Genomic DNA, 17,966 nt, shown 5'->3' with positions numbered 1-17,966 from the left:
CGTGAGGAGTCCTTTAGTTCTCGAAGGCTTCGATCGGAGGGCAGGAGCAGACCAGGTTGCGGTCGCCTGCGGCGCCGTCGATGCGGCCGACGGGCGGGAAGTACTTGTCCTGCTTGAGGTGGACAGGGAAGACGGCCTGCTCGCGGGAGTACTCACGGTTCCAGTCCGAGGAGACGACGGCGGCCGCGGTGTGCGGTGCGTGGCGCAGCGGGCTGTTCTCCACCGTGAAGTCGCCGTTCGCGACCTGGTCGATTTCCTTGCGGATGGTGATCATGGCTTCGATGAATCGGTCGATCTCCCCGAGGTCCTCGGATTCGGTGGGCTCCACCATGAGGGTGCCCGCCACCGGGAACGCCAGGGTGGGAGCGTGGAAACCGTAGTCGATGAGGCGCTTGGCCACGTCCTCAGCAGTAACGCCGGTGCGAGCCGTCAGTTCGCGCAGGTCCAGGATGCACTCGTGGGCCACGAGCCCGCCTTCACCGGTGTAGAGAACGGGGAAGTACTCGTTGAGGCGCGAGGCGATGTAGTTCGCGGCAAGCAGCGCGGACTTGGTGGCCTCGGTCAGGCCTTCGCCGCCCATGAGCTTCACGTAGGCCCAGGAAATCGGCAGGACGCCGGCGGAGCCGTAACGCGAGGCGGAGATGGCCACGCCAGTCCCTGGCAAAGAAGCGCCGTCTTCGTGTGCTGCCTTGTTCGCATCGCCGGGCATGAAGGGTGCAAGGTGCGCCTTGGCCGCGACCGGGCCAACACCGGGTCCGCCGCCGCCGTGCGGGATGCAGAAGGTCTTGTGCAGGTTCAGGTGGGACACGTCGCCCCCGAACTTGCCCGGCTGGGCCAGGCCCACGAGCGCGTTGAGGTTGGCGCCGTCCACGTACACCTGGCCGCCGGCCGCGTGCACCGAGTCGCAGATTTCGCGGACGTCGGCGTCGTACACGCCGTGCGTGGACGGATAAGTGATCATGATGCAAGACAAAGCACGGCCGGTGGCGTCGATCTTGGCCTGCAGGTCCGCGTGGTCGATGGTGCCGTCGGCCGCGGTGGCCACCACGACCACTTTCATGCCGGCCAGCACTGCCGAGGCGGCGTTGGTGCCGTGGGCGGACGCCGGGATGAGGCAGACGTTGCGCTGGGCCTCGCCGCGGGAGTGGTGGTAGCCGCGGATGGCCAGCAGGCCCGCGAGTTCGCCCTGGGAACCGGCGTTGGGCTGGATGGAGACCTGGTCGTACCCGGTGATCTCCGTCAGGTCAGCTTCCAGATCTTCGATCAGTTCGCGCCAGCCCTCGGTCTGGGAATCCGGGGCGAAGGGGTGGATCGAGGCGAATTCCGGCCAGGAGATGGCTTCCATCTCGGCGGTGGCGTTCAGCTTCATGGTGCACGAACCCAGCGGGATCATGGTGCGGTCCAGCGCCAGGTCGCGGTCCGACAGCTTGCGGATGTAGCGCAGCAGCTGGGTTTCGGAACGGTGCGTGTTGAACACCGGGTGCTGCAGGAAATCAGAACTGCGGACCACGGCCTCCGGCAACTCGAAGCCGGAAGCGGTCTTCAAGGGACCGGCGCCAAAGGCGACGGCCACTGCGGACAGCACTTCCGACGTCGTGGTTTCGTCAACGGAGACGCCCACAGTGTCGGCGTCGATGATCCGCAGATTGATGCCCCGCGCTTCGGCGGCGGCGATGACCTTCCCGGCCTTGCCGGGGACGCGGACGGTGACGGTGTCGAAGAAGGAATCGGAGACGAGTTCGCGGCCGGCGACTTTGAGCGCGGTGGCGAGCGTGCGGGCGTGGTTGTGGGCCGTCTCGGCGATCGCCTTCAGGCCATCGGGGCCGTGGTAGACGGCGTACATCGAGGACACGATGGCCAACAGGGCCTGCGCGGTGCAGATGTTGGACGTCGCCTTCTCGCGGCGGATGTGCTGCTCGCGGGTCTGGAGGGCGAGGCGGTAGGCGGGAGTGCCGGCGTCGTCCTTGGAAACGCCCACCAAGCGGCCCGGCATCGAGCGCTCGAGGCCCTTCTGGACAGCCATGTACGCGGCGTGCGGGCCGCCGAAGAACAGCGGTACGCCAAAGCGCTGAGTGGAGCCGACGGCGATGTCAGCACCCTGCTCACCCGGAGGCGTGATCAGCGTGAGCGCGAGGAGGTCCGCCGCCACGGTGACGAGGGCGCCGCGTTCCTTGGCGGCGGCAATCACGGCGGAGTGGTCGAACACCCGGCCGGAAACGCCCGGCTGCTGCAGCACGATGCCGTTGATGTCGCCGTCGGGCAGGCCCTGGGACAGGTCAGCGATCTCCACCTCGAAGCCCAGCGCCTCGGCGCGGCCCTTCACGATGGCGATGGTCTGCGGGAGGCATTCGGCGTCGAGGACGGTCTTGCCCGCAGAGGCGGACTTGTTGGCCCTCCGCATGAGCAATACGGCCTCGGCGACGGCGGTGGCTTCGTCCAGCAGGGACGCGTTGGCCACCGGCAATGCCGTGAGGTCCTGGACCATGGTCTGGAAGTTCAGCAGGGCTTCGAGGCGGCCCTGGGAGATTTCCGGCTGGTAGGGCGTGTAGGCCGTGTACCAGGCCGGGGATTCGAGGATGTTGCGGCGGATCACCGGCGGAGTGACGGTGTCGTAATAGCCCTGGCCGATCATCTGCACGGCCGTCTTGTTCTTGGCCGCCAGCTTGCGAAGTTCAGCCAGGACTTCCACCTCGCTGAGGGCGTCGGTGCCGTGCTTGGACAGCCTAAGTGCAACATCCTGGCGGATGGAATCGGGGACAGCGACATCCACCAGGCCGTCAACGGAGTCGTAGCCGACAGCTTTGAGCATGATGCCAACATCGATTTGCCGTCGTGCGCCGATGTGTCGGTCTGCGAAAGCGGTGGGGGTTGATTGAACAGTCAAAAGGAACTCCAAGGTAGGGCCGACCGCAATGGCACGGCTTCGGTTTGGGTTCCTCCCCGCTCTGTATCGGACCTGAGAGATTCCGCAGGCTTGGTTGCCTGCTTGCACCGTCGGTGAGCCGGACCGAAGCCTGGCTGCTTTCCAGAGTTGCCTCGCCGCAGCGGTACGGGGGCCTGAGAGATTCCTGGGGAGGATTTGCTCCTACGGCGCCTGCCCGGTTGATGACTGGGAGGACTCTCCCGCCACGGTTCGAAAGGCATATTCAGATTTGGGGTGATTCGGCTCACACCATACACACAATGTCAACGCAGGGGCAACATCAGGTATCGGAAATAGCCGTCGGCAGAGGATCATCAATCGAGGAGATCACGAAGCATAGCCGGAGTTGACATTCCTTGGTGACCTATCCCACACTGAGTCGGGCATCACCCAAACTGAATACGCTGATGATCTGCGGCGGGAGAGTCCTGCCGGTACATTCTGCAGTCGCCGTAGGAGCAAATCCTCCCCAGGAAACTCTCAGGCCCCCGTACCGCCGCGGCAAGGCAACTCTGGAAAGCAGCCCGGGAACTCCGGGCTCACCGACGGTGCAAAGCGGAACCATGCGAAAGCACGGGGCCGCGGAATCTCTCAGGTCCAATACAGAGCGGGGAGGAACCCCGAATCATCGTGGCACGCTAATGCCACTTGAACGATGGAGTTCCTCATGACGATTCATCACCCGCCCGCCATAGCTAGTGAAACACCCCATCTTGATCGGCAGCTCAGCAACCGGCACATCCAGCTGATTGCGATCGGCGGCGCCATCGGCACAGGCCTCTTCATGGGTTCCGGAAAGACCATCTCCGCGGCCGGCCCGTCCGTGATCTTCGTGTACATGATCATCGGCTTCATGCTGTTCTTCGTCATGCGCGCCATGGGCGAACTGCTGCTGTCCAACCTGCACTACAAATCCTTCAGCGACTTTGCCGCAGACCTTCTGGGTCCGTGGGCAGGTTTCTTCACCGGCTGGACCTACTGGTTCTGCTGGGTGATCACCGGCATCGCGGACGTCATTGCCATTGCGGGCTACTCAAAGGAGCTCTGGCCGAGCCTCCCGCTGTGGATCCCGGGCCTGGCCACTATCGCGATCCTGCTGCTGCTGAACCTGACCACGGTGAAGGCCTTCGGCGAGACAGAATTCTGGTTCGCCCTCATCAAAATCATCGCGATTGCAGCACTGATCGTTGTAGGGCTGTTCATGATCTTCAGCGGGTTCCAGTCCGAGGCCGGACCGGCAAGCCTCACCAACCTCTGGAGCCACGGCGGCTTCTTCCCCCACGAATTCATGGGCTTCGTGGCCGGCTTCCAGATCGCGGTCTTCGCATTCGTGGGCATTGAGCTAGTGGGCACCACTGCGGCAGAGGCCAAGGACCCGGAGAAGAACCTGCCCAGAGCGATCAACTCCATCCCGGTGCGAGTGCTCCTGTTCTACGTGGGCGCCCTCATCATCCTGATGTCCGTCACTCCTTGGACCCAGTTCGCCGCCGGCCACAGCCCATTCATCGCCATGTTCTCCCTGGCTGGGCTCGGCGCAGCCGCCACCGTGGTCAACCTGGTGGTGCTGAGCTCGGCCATGTCCTCGGCCAACTCCGGCATCTACTCGACCTCGCGCATGGTGTACGGCCTAGCCCAGGAGGGCGACGCCCCGGCCCTTTTCAGCGGCCTGTCCCGGCGGAAGGTTCCCCGCAACGCCCTGTTCCTCTCCTGCGTGCTGCTGCTCTCCGGCGTCGTCCTGATGTACGCGGGACAGGACGTCGGCAAGGCCTTTGACATGGTCACCACCGTGTCGGCCGTCTGCTTCGTCTTCGTCTGGTCCATCATCCTGGCCAGCTACATCGCATTCCGTCGTCGTCGCCCGCAGCTGCACATCGCGTCCACGTTCAAGATGCCCGGCGGCATCGTGATGGTGTGGGTGGTCTTCGCGTTCTTCGCGTTTGTGCTCTGGACGCTGACCACCCAGTCGGACACGCTGACGGCACTGCTGGTCACGCCGGCCTGGTTCATCATGCTCGGTGTCGCGTGGTTCTTCCTGCGCCGCCGTCCAGCCCACCTGGCCCGCTACGCGAGGTTCCAGGACGAGCTCCAGTCGGACCAGGATGCCGCAGACGTGCCCCTCCGCGCGGGCGCCTAGGCGGACAATGACAACCACCTCTGCGGGGTGGGGGTTCACTTATGCATGGCCTCATGTATCTGGAGCGCAAACCAAAGCTGGGCCAACGTGGATGTTTCGGTCATGTCGAGCCCCGTCAACTCGCTGATTTTCCGGATGCGGTAAATGATGGTTTGTCGATGGGCGAAGAGCGCCGCGGCAGTCTTTTGCCACGACCTCTGGGCGTCCAGGTAGGTTTTCAAAGTCACGATGAGATCGCCTTCCTGGCTCTGTTCATACGTGAAGATCGGGCCGAGCAGCCGCTGAACCAACGCCGCCCCCTCCTCGAAACTGGTGAGCCCCAGCCACGAGGGCCCCTCGGCGTAACGGGACAGGTTTACGGCATTGCCTTTCGCTGAACCGAGCGCCCACAGCGATTCCTGCAGTGCTCGTTGGATGCCACCCGCAGACGTAGGGGAGCTGATGCCAATCCGAACCTCGGGCCCTGCGCAGTGGATCAATACGTCATCGGCCACCGCTGCTGATATCGCCACATGAAGTGTGTTGAAACGCCTCAGGCAAGCGGCCTGAAGGCCGTGACGCCACAGTTCGACGTGAATGTTCGCCAGCCGCTCGCCGTCGTCGTCCCCTATCGAAACAACCACCAAATTCTGCGCCGGAACATCAAGAGCGGCGAGCCTGACCTCCAGTTCCGCGAGCCCGAGACGTCCATCGAACGCCTGCAAGAGGAATTCGCCCGCCAGGCGATGCCGGCCTTCCAAGGACAGGGCCGACCGTGAGAGTTCCAGCCCCAGCACCGTTGCCGCATGCAGAAGCACGACGGCGTCAGGGTGCGGATCGCTTTTCGGCAGCACCACCAGCACCGCATTGGCGTGGGTAGGGATGTCCATCATCAACACGTGCCGGTCCCGCAGCCGATGCCATTGGAACTTCTTCCCGGTCATGGGTATATGCCCCGTCAAGGGGGCCAATTCCGCCTCCAGGAAGTCCGGCAGAGGCTCACCATCCGGATGCCAGGGATGAAGACAGCGCCGGTCCACGACGAATAGATCCGCATCGAGCTCGGCCTCGAGGCCTTGGATAAGGCCCTGCCAATGGTCCCCGGATGTTCCCGCCGTACGGAGCAGGTCATAGACCCGGGCCGTCTGACGCAGCCGCCGTGATTCCTCCAACAAGGAGGCCTCGGCCACCGCTCGCGCGATAGCGATGAAGGGCAATGGATACGGAATGCTAATCAGCGGTAGCGGCAGCTGCTCGCAGGCCGCCAGAAACTCGGGCAACAACTCCGGGGCATGCATCTTTTCCCCGATGGCCAGGGCGCTGGCCCCTGCATCGACGAGCGCCTCGGCGAGCGCTACTTGGCCTTGGGCGTCGGACGGGATGGACAGGCCGTTGGTCATCATCAGTTCGCCGCCGGTGACCCATTCCCACAGCCTCGGCAGGTCAGAAGTGTGTGCCCAGGCGATTCGGTTGTGCTTGCCTGTGGATCCGGCCAAAAGCGTGAGTCCGAGCTGGGGTTCCGCCACGAGCTCAGCCACTGTAATCGCCATGAAATATGCTCCCAGCGCGTTGGTTTCCGGACTATTCAGGGCCCCTTAGACATATGTATAAGAGCCCCGGCCATTTGTAGTCAATCTACCGCTATACGCCGTGATGCACGTCACTAAGAATTGGATTACCTACTTCCCGCTCAACGGCGAGCACCCCATCCCAACACCGAAACGCTGCGGGCATCGCCGCCCGGCAGCACTGCACAAAGGATCCTGGAATGACAACGCACAAGCCCATCGGCCCCGTCGACGCAACAAAAGTCCCCCGGTATGCAGGCCTCGGCACCTTCGCCAGGCTCCCCCAAATCGACCGCGTTCCGGACTACGACATTGCGATCGTCGGCGTGCCGTTCGACGGCGGAACGTCCTTCCGGCCAGGCGCCCGGTTCGGTCCGGCCGCAGTCCGCGAAGCCTCCCGGCTGCTGCGTCCTGGCTACCACCCCGAACTGGACGTCGAGCCTGTGTACGAAGTCCAGGTTGTCGACGCTGGCGACATCGTCTGCACGCCTTACGACATCACCCGTGCCGTCCGCGAAATCGAAGAGCAGGCACTCCCCCTGATCGGCGAGGACAAGAAGCTCATCTCGATCGGTGGCGACCACACTATCGCCCTCCCGATGCTCAGGGCCTTGAACAAGGTCCACGGGCCGGTCGCGTTGCTGCACTTCGATGCCCACCTGGACACTTGGGACACTTACTTCGACCAGCCCGTCACCCACGGAACCATCTTCCGGCGGGCTTTCGAAGAAGGTCTCCTGGTGGAAGATAGGTCCATGCACGTCGGCATCCGCGGGCCGGTCTACGATCGCAACGATTTCCTCCGCGACCACGAATTCGGATTCCAAATCATCCGCTGCTCGGACCTGGATATCATCGGCGTTCCAGCAGCCATCCAACAGGTCAAGGAGCGGCTCGGCGACACCCCCGTGTACGTCTCCATCGACATCGACGTCCTGGACCCGTCCTACGCGCCGGGCACCGGTACTCCCGAGATGGGCGGGCTCCACTCGCGCGAACTTCTGGCACTGCTCCGCGGCCTGAACGGCATCAACATCGTCGGGGCAGACGTCGTCGAGGTCGCTCCGGCTTACGACCACGCAGACATCACCACGGTAGCCGCGGCCACCCTCGTCTTCGACCTCCTCGCGCTAATGGTTAATCGCGGCAAGGCCTCCGCCAACGCTCTCCTCGAATTGCAAGCAGCCTCCTGGACCGCATCATGAGCACCCGAAGCAATCCCGCCGCGGCCACCGAAGTGCCCCGGCTCGAAGACAAGACCATCCAGCCCATCCCGCTGAATGAACGCCACGGGAAAGCCCGGGACCTCTTTACCATCTGGTTCGGTTCCAACATCATGATCATGACTATCGTGACCGGCGGACTCGCAACAACGGTGTTCGGGCTCAGCTTTGTACCCGCCATCGTGGGAATCATCCTTGGAAACGTCATCGGTGGCATCTTCATGGCGCTCCACTCCGCCCAGGGACCGCAATTGGGCGTGGCGCAGATGATCCAGACCCGCGGCCAATTCGGCTCCTTCGGGGCGCTGCTGATCGTGGTCATCGTGGTGATCATGTACGTCGGATTCTTCGCCGCGAACCTTGTCTTCGGCGGCGAAGCAATGGCCGCGGTCAGCCCGGACATCAGTGTTGACGCAGGAATCATCATCATCGGCGTCGTGAGCGTTGTTGCCACGATTTTCGGCTACCGCCTCATCCACGCCTACGCTAGCTTCCTCAGCATCGTGGCTGGTTTGGCATTGCTTCTGGCCTTCGTCTGGATCATGTTCGTCCACGGCCTGCCCGCCACTTTCCTGTACCAGGGAAACTTCAACTGGGTTGGCTTCATGGCCACCGTCTCCGTATCCGCCTTGTGGCAACTCGCCTACGCTCCCTACGTCTCGGACTACTCCCGCTACATGCCGCACGGCACCGGCTCGGCCCCGGCGTTCTGGGCCTCCTACTCAGGCTGCGTCCTGGGCACGCTCTTCCCGATGATCCTGGGTGCATTGGTGGGAACCCTGGCGGTCACGATGGGCGCAGACGCTGGCAACGTGGAAATCGTCGGCAGCATGGGAGCGTTGCTCCAGCCATGGACCCTGGCAGTCGTGGGAATCTTCTGCCTCGGCGTTGCAGCGTCGAACGCCATGAATCTCTACTGCGGCGTCCTGTGCAGCCTCACTATTGGGCAGACGTTCAAGCCGAACTGGTTGCCTCGAGCCAAGACCCGAAGCGTCGCGGCAATCATCCTCTTTACATTCGCGCTCCTGATCTCGCTGTTCGCACGCGACAATTTCATCCTCTTTTACACCAACTTCCTCTCCTTCCTGATGTACGTGCTGGTTCCCTGGACGGCCATCAACCTGGTGGACTACTACCTTCTCCGGCACGGCGATTACAGGGTTGAGGACTTCTTCAAGCGCGACGGCGGAGTGTACGGCCGCTTCAACTGGGTAGCGATCGGTTCCTACGTGGCAGGTGCCCTGGTCCAGCTTCCATTCTCGGCAACAGCGATCTACACCGGGCCCGTCGCAGCGGCCATGGGCGGTGTGGACCTCTCCTGGATTATCGGCCTCGTCGTGGTTGCTCCGCTCTACTACGTCGCGGCACGCACGTTTCGAAAGAAGCCGGAAGCCGAGCCCGTTCCAACTCCCGTACTTGCAGCTGACCTCATCTGAAAGCGAAAAATCATGACACTCATTGACACCGAACAGTTCACCGTCCGCCGCGTCAGCGAAGGCAACAACTCCCCCGCGTCCCACAAGGTCTCAGGCATCTTGCCACTGCCTCTGCCTCCCGGCGGGCACTTCATTGGCGGATCGTTTGTTCCGGGCTCTTCCACCCACTTCATCGAAGTCGTAGACCCCACCACTGAACAGGTCATCGCCTCCGTCAAGGCCGGCACAGCCGCAGATGTTGACGTTGCTGTTGAAGCAGCCGTGGCTGCGCAGAAATCCTGGGGCGCCACCACGCCGAAGGAGCGGTCCGAGGTCCTGAACCTTATCGCCAACATCATTGAAGCCAATCGTGAAGCCTTCGAAATCATCGAGTCCGCCAACACGGGCAAGCCGCGAACCGTTGCGGAGGACGATGTCTCCAGCACCATTGACACTTTCCGTTTCATGGCCGGAGCGTCCCGCACGCTGACGTCCATGGCTGGCGGCGACTATGCAACCGGGCACACCTCGGTGATCCTCAGGGAGCCCGTGGGCGTGGTCGGCGTCATCACTCCGTGGAACTACCCGCTCCTGATGGCTGCCTGGAAGATCGCGCCTATCTTGGCCGCCGGAAACAGCATCGTCCTCAAGCCGTCCGAGCAGACGCCGCTCTCGACCCTCAAACTTGCAGAACTTCTGGCCGGACGCATTCCGGACGGAATCCTCAATGTCGTGACGGGACAGGGCCGGACCGTCGGACAGCGGATTTCCGAACACCCCGACGTTGCCCTCGTCGCCTTGACGGGGAGCGTTGTCAGCGGACAGGCCGTGGCGGAGACGGCGGCCAAATCAGTCAAGCGCGTCCATTTGGAACTCGGCGGCAAGGCTCCGGTTGTTGTGTTTCCCGACGCCGACCTCCGGGCTGCCGCGGCCGGCGTGCGAAACGCAGGCTATTGGAATGCCGGCCAGGACTGTGGCGCTGCATGCCGCGTTCTTGTGCACGAGTCGGTGGCTGCAGAGTTCACGGAACACCTGGTGCGCGAAGTCAGCACCCTGGTGGTCGGGGCCCCGGAGGCAGGGGACGATGTGGAAATCGGACCCATGATTTCCCGCCCACACTTCGAACGCGTCAAGGAATCGCTCGCCGAGGCAAGAGCTACTGGCCTGCACATGGCCATCGGCGGTTCTGCGTTGGAAGGCCCGGGTTACTTCATCGAACCCACGGTCATCAGCAACGTCCCGGCCGGGGCGCATGTTGCCACCCACGAGATCTTTGGCCCTGTGGTCACCGTCGAGACTTTCAATTCCACTGAAGAGGCCATCACTCGGGCGAACGAAAGCCCTTATGGACTATCCGCTTCGGTATGGACCCGGGATTCAAGCCTCTCATTGAGCGTTCCAAAGCAACTCGACTTCGGTACGGTCTGGGTCAATTCGCACTTGGTGTTGGCTTGCGAGGTACCGTGGGGCGGATTCAAGGGATCCGGCTACGGCCGGGACCTCTCCCTTTACGCCCTGGACGATTACTCCCGCACCAAGCACGTCATGATCAACCACGGCGCATGAGCGTTCAAACAAGCAACGGAGCTTAGCAATGACCACCGCGAACCTTCCCCACACATCAGTCTCGCCGCGCGCGGCAACCCCGCCGGGCCCTTTCGGAACAGACGTCACCTGGACCAATTGGGGCGGGAACCAGAGCGCCACGCCGGCCTTCACCGTCCGGCCTCGGACTGAACAAGAAGCGCTCGACGCCGTTCGTTTCGCGATCCGCGAAGGCTTGCCCGTGCGGGCGGTCGGCTCAGGGCATTCGTCCTCGCCGCTGGTCCAGACGGGGGGCGTCCTGATGGACATGTCCGGACTATCCGGGATCACCGGAACCGACCCCGTCCGGCGGCGTGCCAGAGCCCTTGCCGGCACCACGATCAATGCCTTCGGCGATCCGTTGTGGGAGCAAGGCCTCGCGCTGGCCAACCAAGGCGACATCGACAAACAGCAGATTGCGGGGGCGCTCTCAACCAGCACCCACGGCTCCGGTAAGGATCTGGGGAGCTTCTCGTCAAGCCTCCGCTGGGTGAAGCTGATCAATGGTTACGGCGAGATCGTCGAAATCGGCGAAGGGCAGCTCCGCGAACTCAGAGCGGCACAGGTGGCTTTAGGTACGCTTGGGATTTTCCTCGAGGTGGAGTTGGCGGTTGAGGACCGCTACTACCTGCAAGAACAAATCACGTACCCCACTTGGGCCGAGACCACCGCAACGTGGCAGTCCGACATCGACGCGAACAGGCATTACTCGTTCCTCTGGTGCCCGGAAGAAGGCTCGTGCGAGCTCCTGGACCTCCCGGGCGCGCCAGGCCTGAGCATGGCAAACCGCAGCTACACCAAGCGGTACAACATCGCGCAGGTCCGGGACGAGCGCGAAATTTCGGGTACGGAAGGTGCCCGGCTGGACCGTTCGTACCGTATTTACCCGGGCGGATTCACCACGCCTTTCCATGAACTCGAGTACTTTGTGCCGAGTGAAGTTGGACTGGCCGCCGTCGAGGCCGTCCAGGACCTGATCCGAACCAAGCACCCTGAGCAGAAATACCCCGTGGAGGTTCGCTGGGTGAAGGCCGATGAGGGCTACATGTCCCAGTTCCAGGGACGCGACACCACCGTCATCACCCTGACTACCGAACCCGGGACCGACTACTGGCAGTTCTTCCGCGATGCCGATGCGGTGCTGCAGGAATTCGAGCCACGCGCGCACTGGGGAAAGATCCATTTCATGACCAGGAGCCGTTTGGAACGCCTCTACCCGGAGTTGGACACCTTTATCCAAGTACGGCGGGAGTTCGATCCGCGCGGAATATTCCTCAACGACCACACCCGCGCCCTTCTGGGCTGACCGAGCGAAGCTACCTCCGATACACCCCTTCGAAACACTGGAGTGATAGTTTGATCCCTGCTTGAGCCAGACACTCGTACCCACTCGGAGGATATTTCATGCTCAAAGGTTTCAAGGACTTCGTTCTTCGCGGCAACATTATCGAGCTGTCCATCGCCGTCGTCATCGGCACCGCGTTCACAGCCCTGGTCGCAGCATTCACCACCAACATCATCAATCCGGTTATCGCCGCCGCCGGCGGAGTCAACGCGCAGGGACTGGGCTTCTCCATTTGGCCCGACAACGCGAAGACCTTCGTCAATTTCGGTGCCGTCATCACCGCGTTCGTGACCTTTCTGATCACGGCCGCCGTGGTGTACTTCATTTTCGTTGCGCCCATGAACAAGATCAACGAACTGACCAAGCGCCGTGCCTCCATCGAAGAGCCCGAGGACGAGCCGCTGCCGGCTGACACCGCCCTGCTTGTTGAAATCCGCGACCTCCTGACCGATCTCGCCGCCGCCAACAAGAGCAACGAGAACGCCCGCTAGGTTTCGGGCACTACGGCCAGTTCGGCGCGTCCGGTCGGCGCCGAACTGGCCCCCACCAGGGCTGCCCAAGATCGTGACGCAGGCGCAATCCGCCTGAAACAGGGCTCGGGCACGATAGTGCCATGAAGCCGAACAAGAGGACTTCCGCTACAGCCGAGCTCTCCTGCGAAGTGTGCGGCCAGATGCCTGAGGCTCCGAAGGCCCGGGTCACCGTGGCCCAAATCGCCGTGATGCTCCCTATCGAACTTCTTGTCCACGCCATCGTGGTTGAAACGCAACTGCCATACCTGGCCAAGGTACTCCTCCTCACCGTCACCGCAACGGTCCTGGTCATTTGGGTCGCCGAACCCTCCGCGGCCAGGATTCTACGGCGCTGGATCCACGCGCCTGCCCTCCGCAACCGCCGGAAGCTCCATTTGGCCCCGGCTCTTTGGCGGGCGAGAACAGTGCTCCGCGACCAGCCGGGTTCCCTCCAACGCATCACCCAATCGCTGGCCCGGACCGACATCAATATCCTCAGCATCCATGTCCACCCCATGGATGGAGCCGTCATGGACGAATTCGTACTTTCCGCTCCGGGCCACCTCGGCGAGCAAGAGCTACTGACAGCGCTCGACGACGGCGGCGGCCGGGATTCGCACGTGTGGCCTACCACTGCACTCGCCATGGCGGACGGCCAGACCAAGGCCTTGAGCCTGGCTGCCCGGATCGCCGACAACCCGCAAGAACTACAGCTGGCGGTTGCGGAACTCCTTTCGGCGAAAATCGTCACCCCGGAACCCGAAGGTCAGGCCGTCGAAGCGGGCGCCGCCGTCGGGCCCTCCACGACACTCCTCAAGATCCCCACCGCCTGGCACGGCCCGCTCGTGTTCTCCCGACCGGGCGAACCGTTCACGCCGGCGGAATCAGCACGTGCACATCGGCTGGCCGAGCTCGCGGAAATCCTGGCGCACACCCGCAGGGGCAGCCGCCCCTGAACAGCCCGGCGCCGAGATTTCACATGGTGAACCCGACGCCGGCGACCACAAACTCCGCCGGTACAGTTTGTCGGGTGACTACCAAGATTGATCTCCAGCGCGCCGCCGATACCCTCCGGGCATGGGCATTGGATGAAGACCTGAAGCAACGAGTCATGTCCACACCGGCCTTGGCGACAATGGCTGCGCGCGTGGCAAGGCGATACTCGGCCGGGGACACTGCGGCCGACGCGATCGAGGTAGCGGCAGCCGCGGTGGCCCGCGGGCATGCCGCGAGTATCGAATACGCGGGCGAGAGCGTACGCAACGCCGACCTCGCACGCTCGGAAGCCGGAGTGTTCCTCGAGCTGGGCGCTGCCCTCGGAAAGACCGGCCTGCCGAGCACGATTTCTTTCGACCTTTCCCACCTCGGTGCCCTCGTGGACCCTGAGCTTGCGCTCGACCATGTACGCCACCTCGCCGCGATAACGGAACCGTTCGGAACGGGACTGATGATCTCAGCCGAAGGCTCGGATCGGACCGATCTGGTCCTGGACCTGTACGACGAACTCGCGGTCGAGATCCCCCGCGTCGGAATCACACTCCAAGCCCGCCTGCACCGCACCCCCGGAGACCTCGGGCGGGTCCTTCGCCACCCGGGTACCGTTCGGCTGGTCAAAGGCGCGTTCCTTGAACCCGAGTCCGTCGCCTACCCCCGCAACAGCGCCGAACTGACTGCCGCCTACCTCGACCTGGCGAGCCGGCTCATCCTCTCCGGCCACCCGCTTTCCCTCGCGACCCACGACGACGAGCTCGTCAACACGCTCATCGCCACGCACGGCGAGGCATTGAAGACCGGCGCGATCGAATTCGAGATGCTCCTCGGCCTGGGGACCGATCTTCTCGACCGGCTCCACCGGGACGGCTACCGGACGCGCGAGTACGTCATCTTCGGTGGCGAGTGGTGGTTGTACGTCCTCAACCGCATCGCGGAACATCCCGAACGGGCGCTGACGGCCCTCGCCGACCTCAACCCGAGCTAGGCCCTCCCGGGTCTGTCCTAACCCGGCAAGCAGGTCCACGTTGAGGTCCCCGGTATCTCATCCGCGGCATCTCCGCGCACGCTACCGCTCCGGTTGGGGCCGGAGCATCTTCGGTCACATCCTGTTTCTTCGCTTTGTATACCAAATCTCTTGACAGTGCGCCGGGTCACATCTACTTTTGATTTTGGGATCCCAAAGCGGGATCCCAAAACGGACTCAACGAACCGGCAGCGTCCCTCCTCCCAGAAAGAGGACCGGGCCGCAACTGCTGCCGCCGGCGCGAGTCCAGCTGCCGCGGCAACCCGCACCCAGCACAACAATTCAAGACTTTCCCCGCTCCTCAAACTCCCCCTGAAGGAGAAACTGTGTCTCTCCAAAACACTGAAGCAATAGCCTCGGAAGGCGAAGAAAAAGCCGGCAAGGACGGCGTGCAGCGACGCACGAGTGTCCGTTGGAGGCTCTTCGTCCTGCTGCTGATCCTGGTAGCCGTCAACTACATCGACCGCGGCTCCATCTCCGTGGCATTGCCCATCATCCAAAAGGAATTCAACCTCGCACCGGAGCTCGTTGGGCTCCTGCTTTCCGCATTCTTCTGGACCTATGCCCTCATGCAGATCCCCGTCGGCCTGCTCATCGACAAGTTCGGCCCCCGCAAGGTCGTCACGGCGTCGTGCATCGGCTGGGGTGCCGCAACGGCAGCATCCGGCCTGGCCGGCGGCTTCCTCAGCATGTTCATAGCGCGCCTGGGTATCGGCGTCGCCGAAGCAGGCGTCATGCCGGCCGGCGGCAAGCTCAACGCCATCTGGATGCACAAGAAGGAGCGCGGCCGCGGCGCCACGATCCTTGACGCAGGCGCCCCGCTCGGCGCCGGCCTGGGCGGTATCCTCATCACCTGGCTCATCGCCTCCACCGGCAGCTGGCGCTACTCGTTCATCATCGCCGGCGCAGCCACGGTCCTCATGGGCCTGGCTGTCTGGTGGTACGTCCGGGACAATCCCCGCAACCACAAAGCCGTCAACGCCGCCGAGGCCGAATACATCGAGTCCTCCCACGCCGAAGAAGACGCCGAGGCCGAGAAGGACGGCGTCAAGGGCAAGCGCGCCCTGCTCCCCTACCTGAAGTTCCGCTCTTTCTGGGCCATGTGCTTTGGCTGGCTCGGATTCAACGGCGTGTTCTACGGCCTCCTGACATGGGGCCCGCTCTACCTGGCCCAGGCCAAGCATTTCAACCTGAACACGATCGGCTGGTCCACTTTCGTGATCTTCGGCGCAGGCTTCGTCGGTGAGATCCTCGGCGGCACCATTGCTGACAAGTGGCGCGCAGCCGGCGCCTCGGCCAACCTGGTCATGCGCACCCTGCTGGGCGTCTCCAGCGTCGTGGTAGTCGGCGGCCTGGTTGGCGTGACGGTCGTCTCAGACCCGATCACCGCCGTCGTGCTCCTTTCAGTGGTCCTGTTCTTCCTCCGCTGGGTGGGTCTGTTCTGGAGCATCCCCTCAATCCTGGGCGGCCGCACCAACGCCGGCGTCCTGGGCGGTGCGATGAACTTCAGCGGCAACATCGCAGGCTTCGTCACCCCGATTGTGGTAGGCCTGATTGTCGGGGCCACGGGCTCCTACACCTGGGCGTTGCTGTACTTTGTAGGATCCGCCGTGATCATGGGCGTCTCCGTGCTGACCCTGAACTACAACAAACGGCTTCCGGTCTAACTCGCCTGACCGGGCCGGCCGGGCGGTCCTGAACCGCCGCTCGGCCGTACGCCTCCGGGTTGCCGGGCGCAATGATCCAAGAGAACACGAATGGAGCAAAGATGCTGATTGCAGATGAAACCCCCACCACGGACCGCCCCCTCCGGGAATCCGTGCGGGACGCCATCCGTTCGCGAATCTTCGAGGGCCATTACGCGCCCGGCACCCGGCTGGTGGAGCGGGACCTCGCCGCCGAATTCAACGTGTCGCGACTCCCCATCCGCGAAGCCCTCCGCATGCTGCGGCAGGAAGGCCTCATCCAGGACCGGGCCTCCCGCGGTTCCGAAGTGGCAGGGTTGAGCCCCAAAGACGTCGAGGACCTCTTCGACGTCCGCCAGTCGCTCGAAGTCCTCGCCTGCCGCCTGGCCGCGGCCCGCGCCACGGACAAGGACCTCGAACACCTGGCGAGGCTCCTCGATGAAGCCGAGCGTTTCCTCGCGAAAGGCTCAATCCTCGAGGCACACCGCGCCAACAGCGAATTCCACGATGCCATCACGGCCATCGCCAACAACGATTTTCTCCGCACCGCGCTGGAACCGCTCCAAGGCCGCATGCACTGGCTCTTCCGCCACGTGGACGACCTGCCGGAACTGATCCAGGAACACCGCGATCTCTACGCCGCCATCGCGAGCGGCGATCCCGAGCGCGCCGCAACCCAATCGGCGTCGCACATTGGAAAGTACCGCGAGCAGTTCCCCCAGAACGAGCCCGCCACCGAACTCAAGTTGCAAGGCAAACGACCATGAAATTGCTAGTCATCAATCCCAACATCAGCGCGGATGTCACCGCGCTGATCGACGCCGAAGCCCGCCGCTCGGCGGGGGCTGACACCGAGCTGATCGTCCGGACCGCCGGACACGGTGTCGAATACATCGAGACCCGCTTTGAAGCCCTCATCGCAGCCGGCGCAGTCGCCGAAATCATCGCCGAGCACTCCGGCGGCGATCCGGAAGCGGACCGCATTGACGGCGTCGTCGTGGCCGCATTCGGCGACCCTGGAATGCCTGCGCTCAAGGAACTCACCGACGTCCCGGTCATCGGCATCACGGAGGCCGCCCTCTGCGCCGCGGCCCTGCAGGGCCAACGCTTCTCCATCATCGCCATTTCGGACCGCATCACCGCTTGGTACCGGGACTGCGTGGATCATTTCGGACTCGGCAGCCGGCTTGCCTCGATCCGTTCCATCAACCAGAGCCTCAACGGCATCGGCACAGTGCAACAGGATTTCAAGGAAACCCTCCTGGCACTGAGCCGGCAAGCCGTCGCGGAAGACGGCGCCGACGTCGTCATCCTCGCAGGTGCCCCGCTTGCCGGACTCGCGCGCGAGCTTGAAGGACAGATCCCCGTGCCTTTAGTGGACGGAATCTCCGCCGGAATCCGGATGACCGAAGCGGTTGTGGCGCTGCAGTCCGGTTTCCACCGCCAAGGCGCTTTTGCGCCGCCGCCCGTCAAGCACCGCCGGGGTTTGTCCGAAAACCTCGACGCCGCCCTGACCACCATCCAGTCCGCCGCCAGGGCCTCAGTTGCCGGCCGCGCCCCCGTTCCAGCCGGAAAGTAGGG

13 protein-coding genes and 4 riboswitches are annotated in these 17,966 nt (G+C 63.5%); of the genes, 11 read left to right on the top strand and 2 right to left on the bottom strand.

Annotated elements, in window-relative coordinates; all coding sequences use genetic code 11:
• Positions 1 to 13 precede the first annotated feature (13 nt).
• Positions 14 to 2,884, bottom strand: coding sequence for an aminomethyl-transferring glycine dehydrogenase (gene gcvP / locus ACSVHC_RS11665; RefSeq protein ID WP_439180947.1), 2,871 nt, complete (start codon positions 2,882 to 2,884; stop codon positions 14 to 16).
• Between the two features lie 51 nt (positions 2,885 to 2,935).
• Positions 2,936 to 3,035, bottom strand: a riboswitch (glycine riboswitch).
• A riboswitch (glycine riboswitch) is annotated at positions 3,036 to 3,136 on the bottom strand.
• A 195-nt stretch (positions 3,137 to 3,331) separates the two neighbouring features.
• Positions 3,332 to 3,429, top strand: a riboswitch (glycine riboswitch).
• 1 nt (position 3,430) lies between these two features.
• Positions 3,431 to 3,539, top strand: a riboswitch (glycine riboswitch).
• A gap of 51 nt (positions 3,540 to 3,590) precedes the next feature.
• Here gcvP and cycA point away from each other — a divergent pair.
• Positions 3,591 to 5,057, top strand: coding sequence for a D-serine/D-alanine/glycine transporter (gene cycA / locus ACSVHC_RS11660; RefSeq protein WP_439180946.1), 1,467 nt, complete (start codon positions 3,591 to 3,593; stop codon positions 5,055 to 5,057).
• 35 nt (positions 5,058 to 5,092) lie between these two features.
• Here the strand turns inward: cycA and ACSVHC_RS11655 are convergent, their stop codons facing one another.
• Complete coding sequence (locus ACSVHC_RS11655) at positions 5,093 to 6,586, bottom strand: PucR family transcriptional regulator (protein ID WP_437771862.1); 1,494 nt, start codon at positions 6,584 to 6,586, stop codon at positions 5,093 to 5,095.
• A 218-nt stretch (positions 6,587 to 6,804) separates the two neighbouring features.
• On the opposite strand from ACSVHC_RS11655, the gene speB reads away from it, so the two are divergent.
• The 10 genes from speB (at position 6,805) to ACSVHC_RS11605 (ending at position 17,964) form a co-directional block, all read left to right on the top strand.
• A complete protein-coding gene (gene speB, locus ACSVHC_RS11650; protein WP_439180945.1) occupies positions 6,805 to 7,809 on the top strand; it encodes an agmatinase in 1,005 nt (334 codons plus the stop codon).
• A complete protein-coding gene (locus ACSVHC_RS11645) occupies positions 7,806 to 9,263 on the top strand; it encodes a purine-cytosine permease family protein (RefSeq protein WP_439180944.1) in 1,458 nt (485 codons plus the stop codon). The genes speB and ACSVHC_RS11645 overlap by 4 nt, the downstream gene beginning before the upstream one ends.
• A gap of 12 nt (positions 9,264 to 9,275) precedes the next feature.
• Positions 9,276 to 10,808, top strand: coding sequence for an aldehyde dehydrogenase family protein (locus tag ACSVHC_RS11640; protein ID WP_437771865.1), 1,533 nt, complete (start codon positions 9,276 to 9,278; stop codon positions 10,806 to 10,808).
• A gap of 28 nt (positions 10,809 to 10,836) precedes the next feature.
• The gene (locus ACSVHC_RS11635) at positions 10,837 to 12,132 is read left to right on the top strand and encodes a D-arabinono-1,4-lactone oxidase (protein ID WP_437771866.1); all 1,296 of its coding nucleotides are present in this window, start codon (positions 10,837 to 10,839) and stop codon (positions 12,130 to 12,132) included.
• A 98-nt stretch (positions 12,133 to 12,230) separates the two neighbouring features.
• Complete coding sequence (gene mscL, locus ACSVHC_RS11630) at positions 12,231 to 12,662, top strand: large conductance mechanosensitive channel protein MscL (protein WP_236813712.1); 432 nt, start codon at positions 12,231 to 12,233, stop codon at positions 12,660 to 12,662.
• Between the two features lie 122 nt (positions 12,663 to 12,784).
• Entirely contained in the window at positions 12,785 to 13,639 is an 855-nt protein-coding gene (locus ACSVHC_RS11625) for an ACT domain-containing protein (RefSeq protein ID WP_437771867.1), read from the top strand.
• A gap of 74 nt (positions 13,640 to 13,713) precedes the next feature.
• Entirely contained in the window at positions 13,714 to 14,661 is a 948-nt protein-coding gene (locus ACSVHC_RS11620) for a proline dehydrogenase family protein (RefSeq protein ID WP_437771868.1), read from the top strand.
• A 365-nt stretch (positions 14,662 to 15,026) separates the two neighbouring features.
• Positions 15,027 to 16,367 (top strand): MFS transporter, encoded by a 1,341-nt coding sequence (locus ACSVHC_RS11615; protein WP_437771869.1) that lies wholly within the window; start codon positions 15,027 to 15,029, stop codon positions 16,365 to 16,367.
• Positions 16,368 to 16,468: 101 nt separating this feature from the next.
• A complete protein-coding gene (locus tag ACSVHC_RS11610; RefSeq protein ID WP_437771870.1) occupies positions 16,469 to 17,152 on the top strand; it encodes a GntR family transcriptional regulator in 684 nt (227 codons plus the stop codon).
• A complete protein-coding gene (locus ACSVHC_RS11605; protein ID WP_437771871.1) occupies positions 17,149 to 17,964 on the top strand; it encodes an aspartate/glutamate racemase family protein in 816 nt (271 codons plus the stop codon). The genes ACSVHC_RS11610 and ACSVHC_RS11605 overlap by 4 nt, the downstream gene beginning before the upstream one ends.
• Positions 17,965 to 17,966: the final 2 nt, after the last annotated feature.

Origin of the sequence: Arthrobacter sp. KNU-44, assembly GCF_051843155.1 — a bacterium.
In the GTDB taxonomy this organism is placed as follows: Bacteria; Actinomycetota; Actinomycetes; order Actinomycetales; family Micrococcaceae; genus Arthrobacter.
This window is presented reverse-complemented; position numbering and strand designations above follow the sequence as displayed.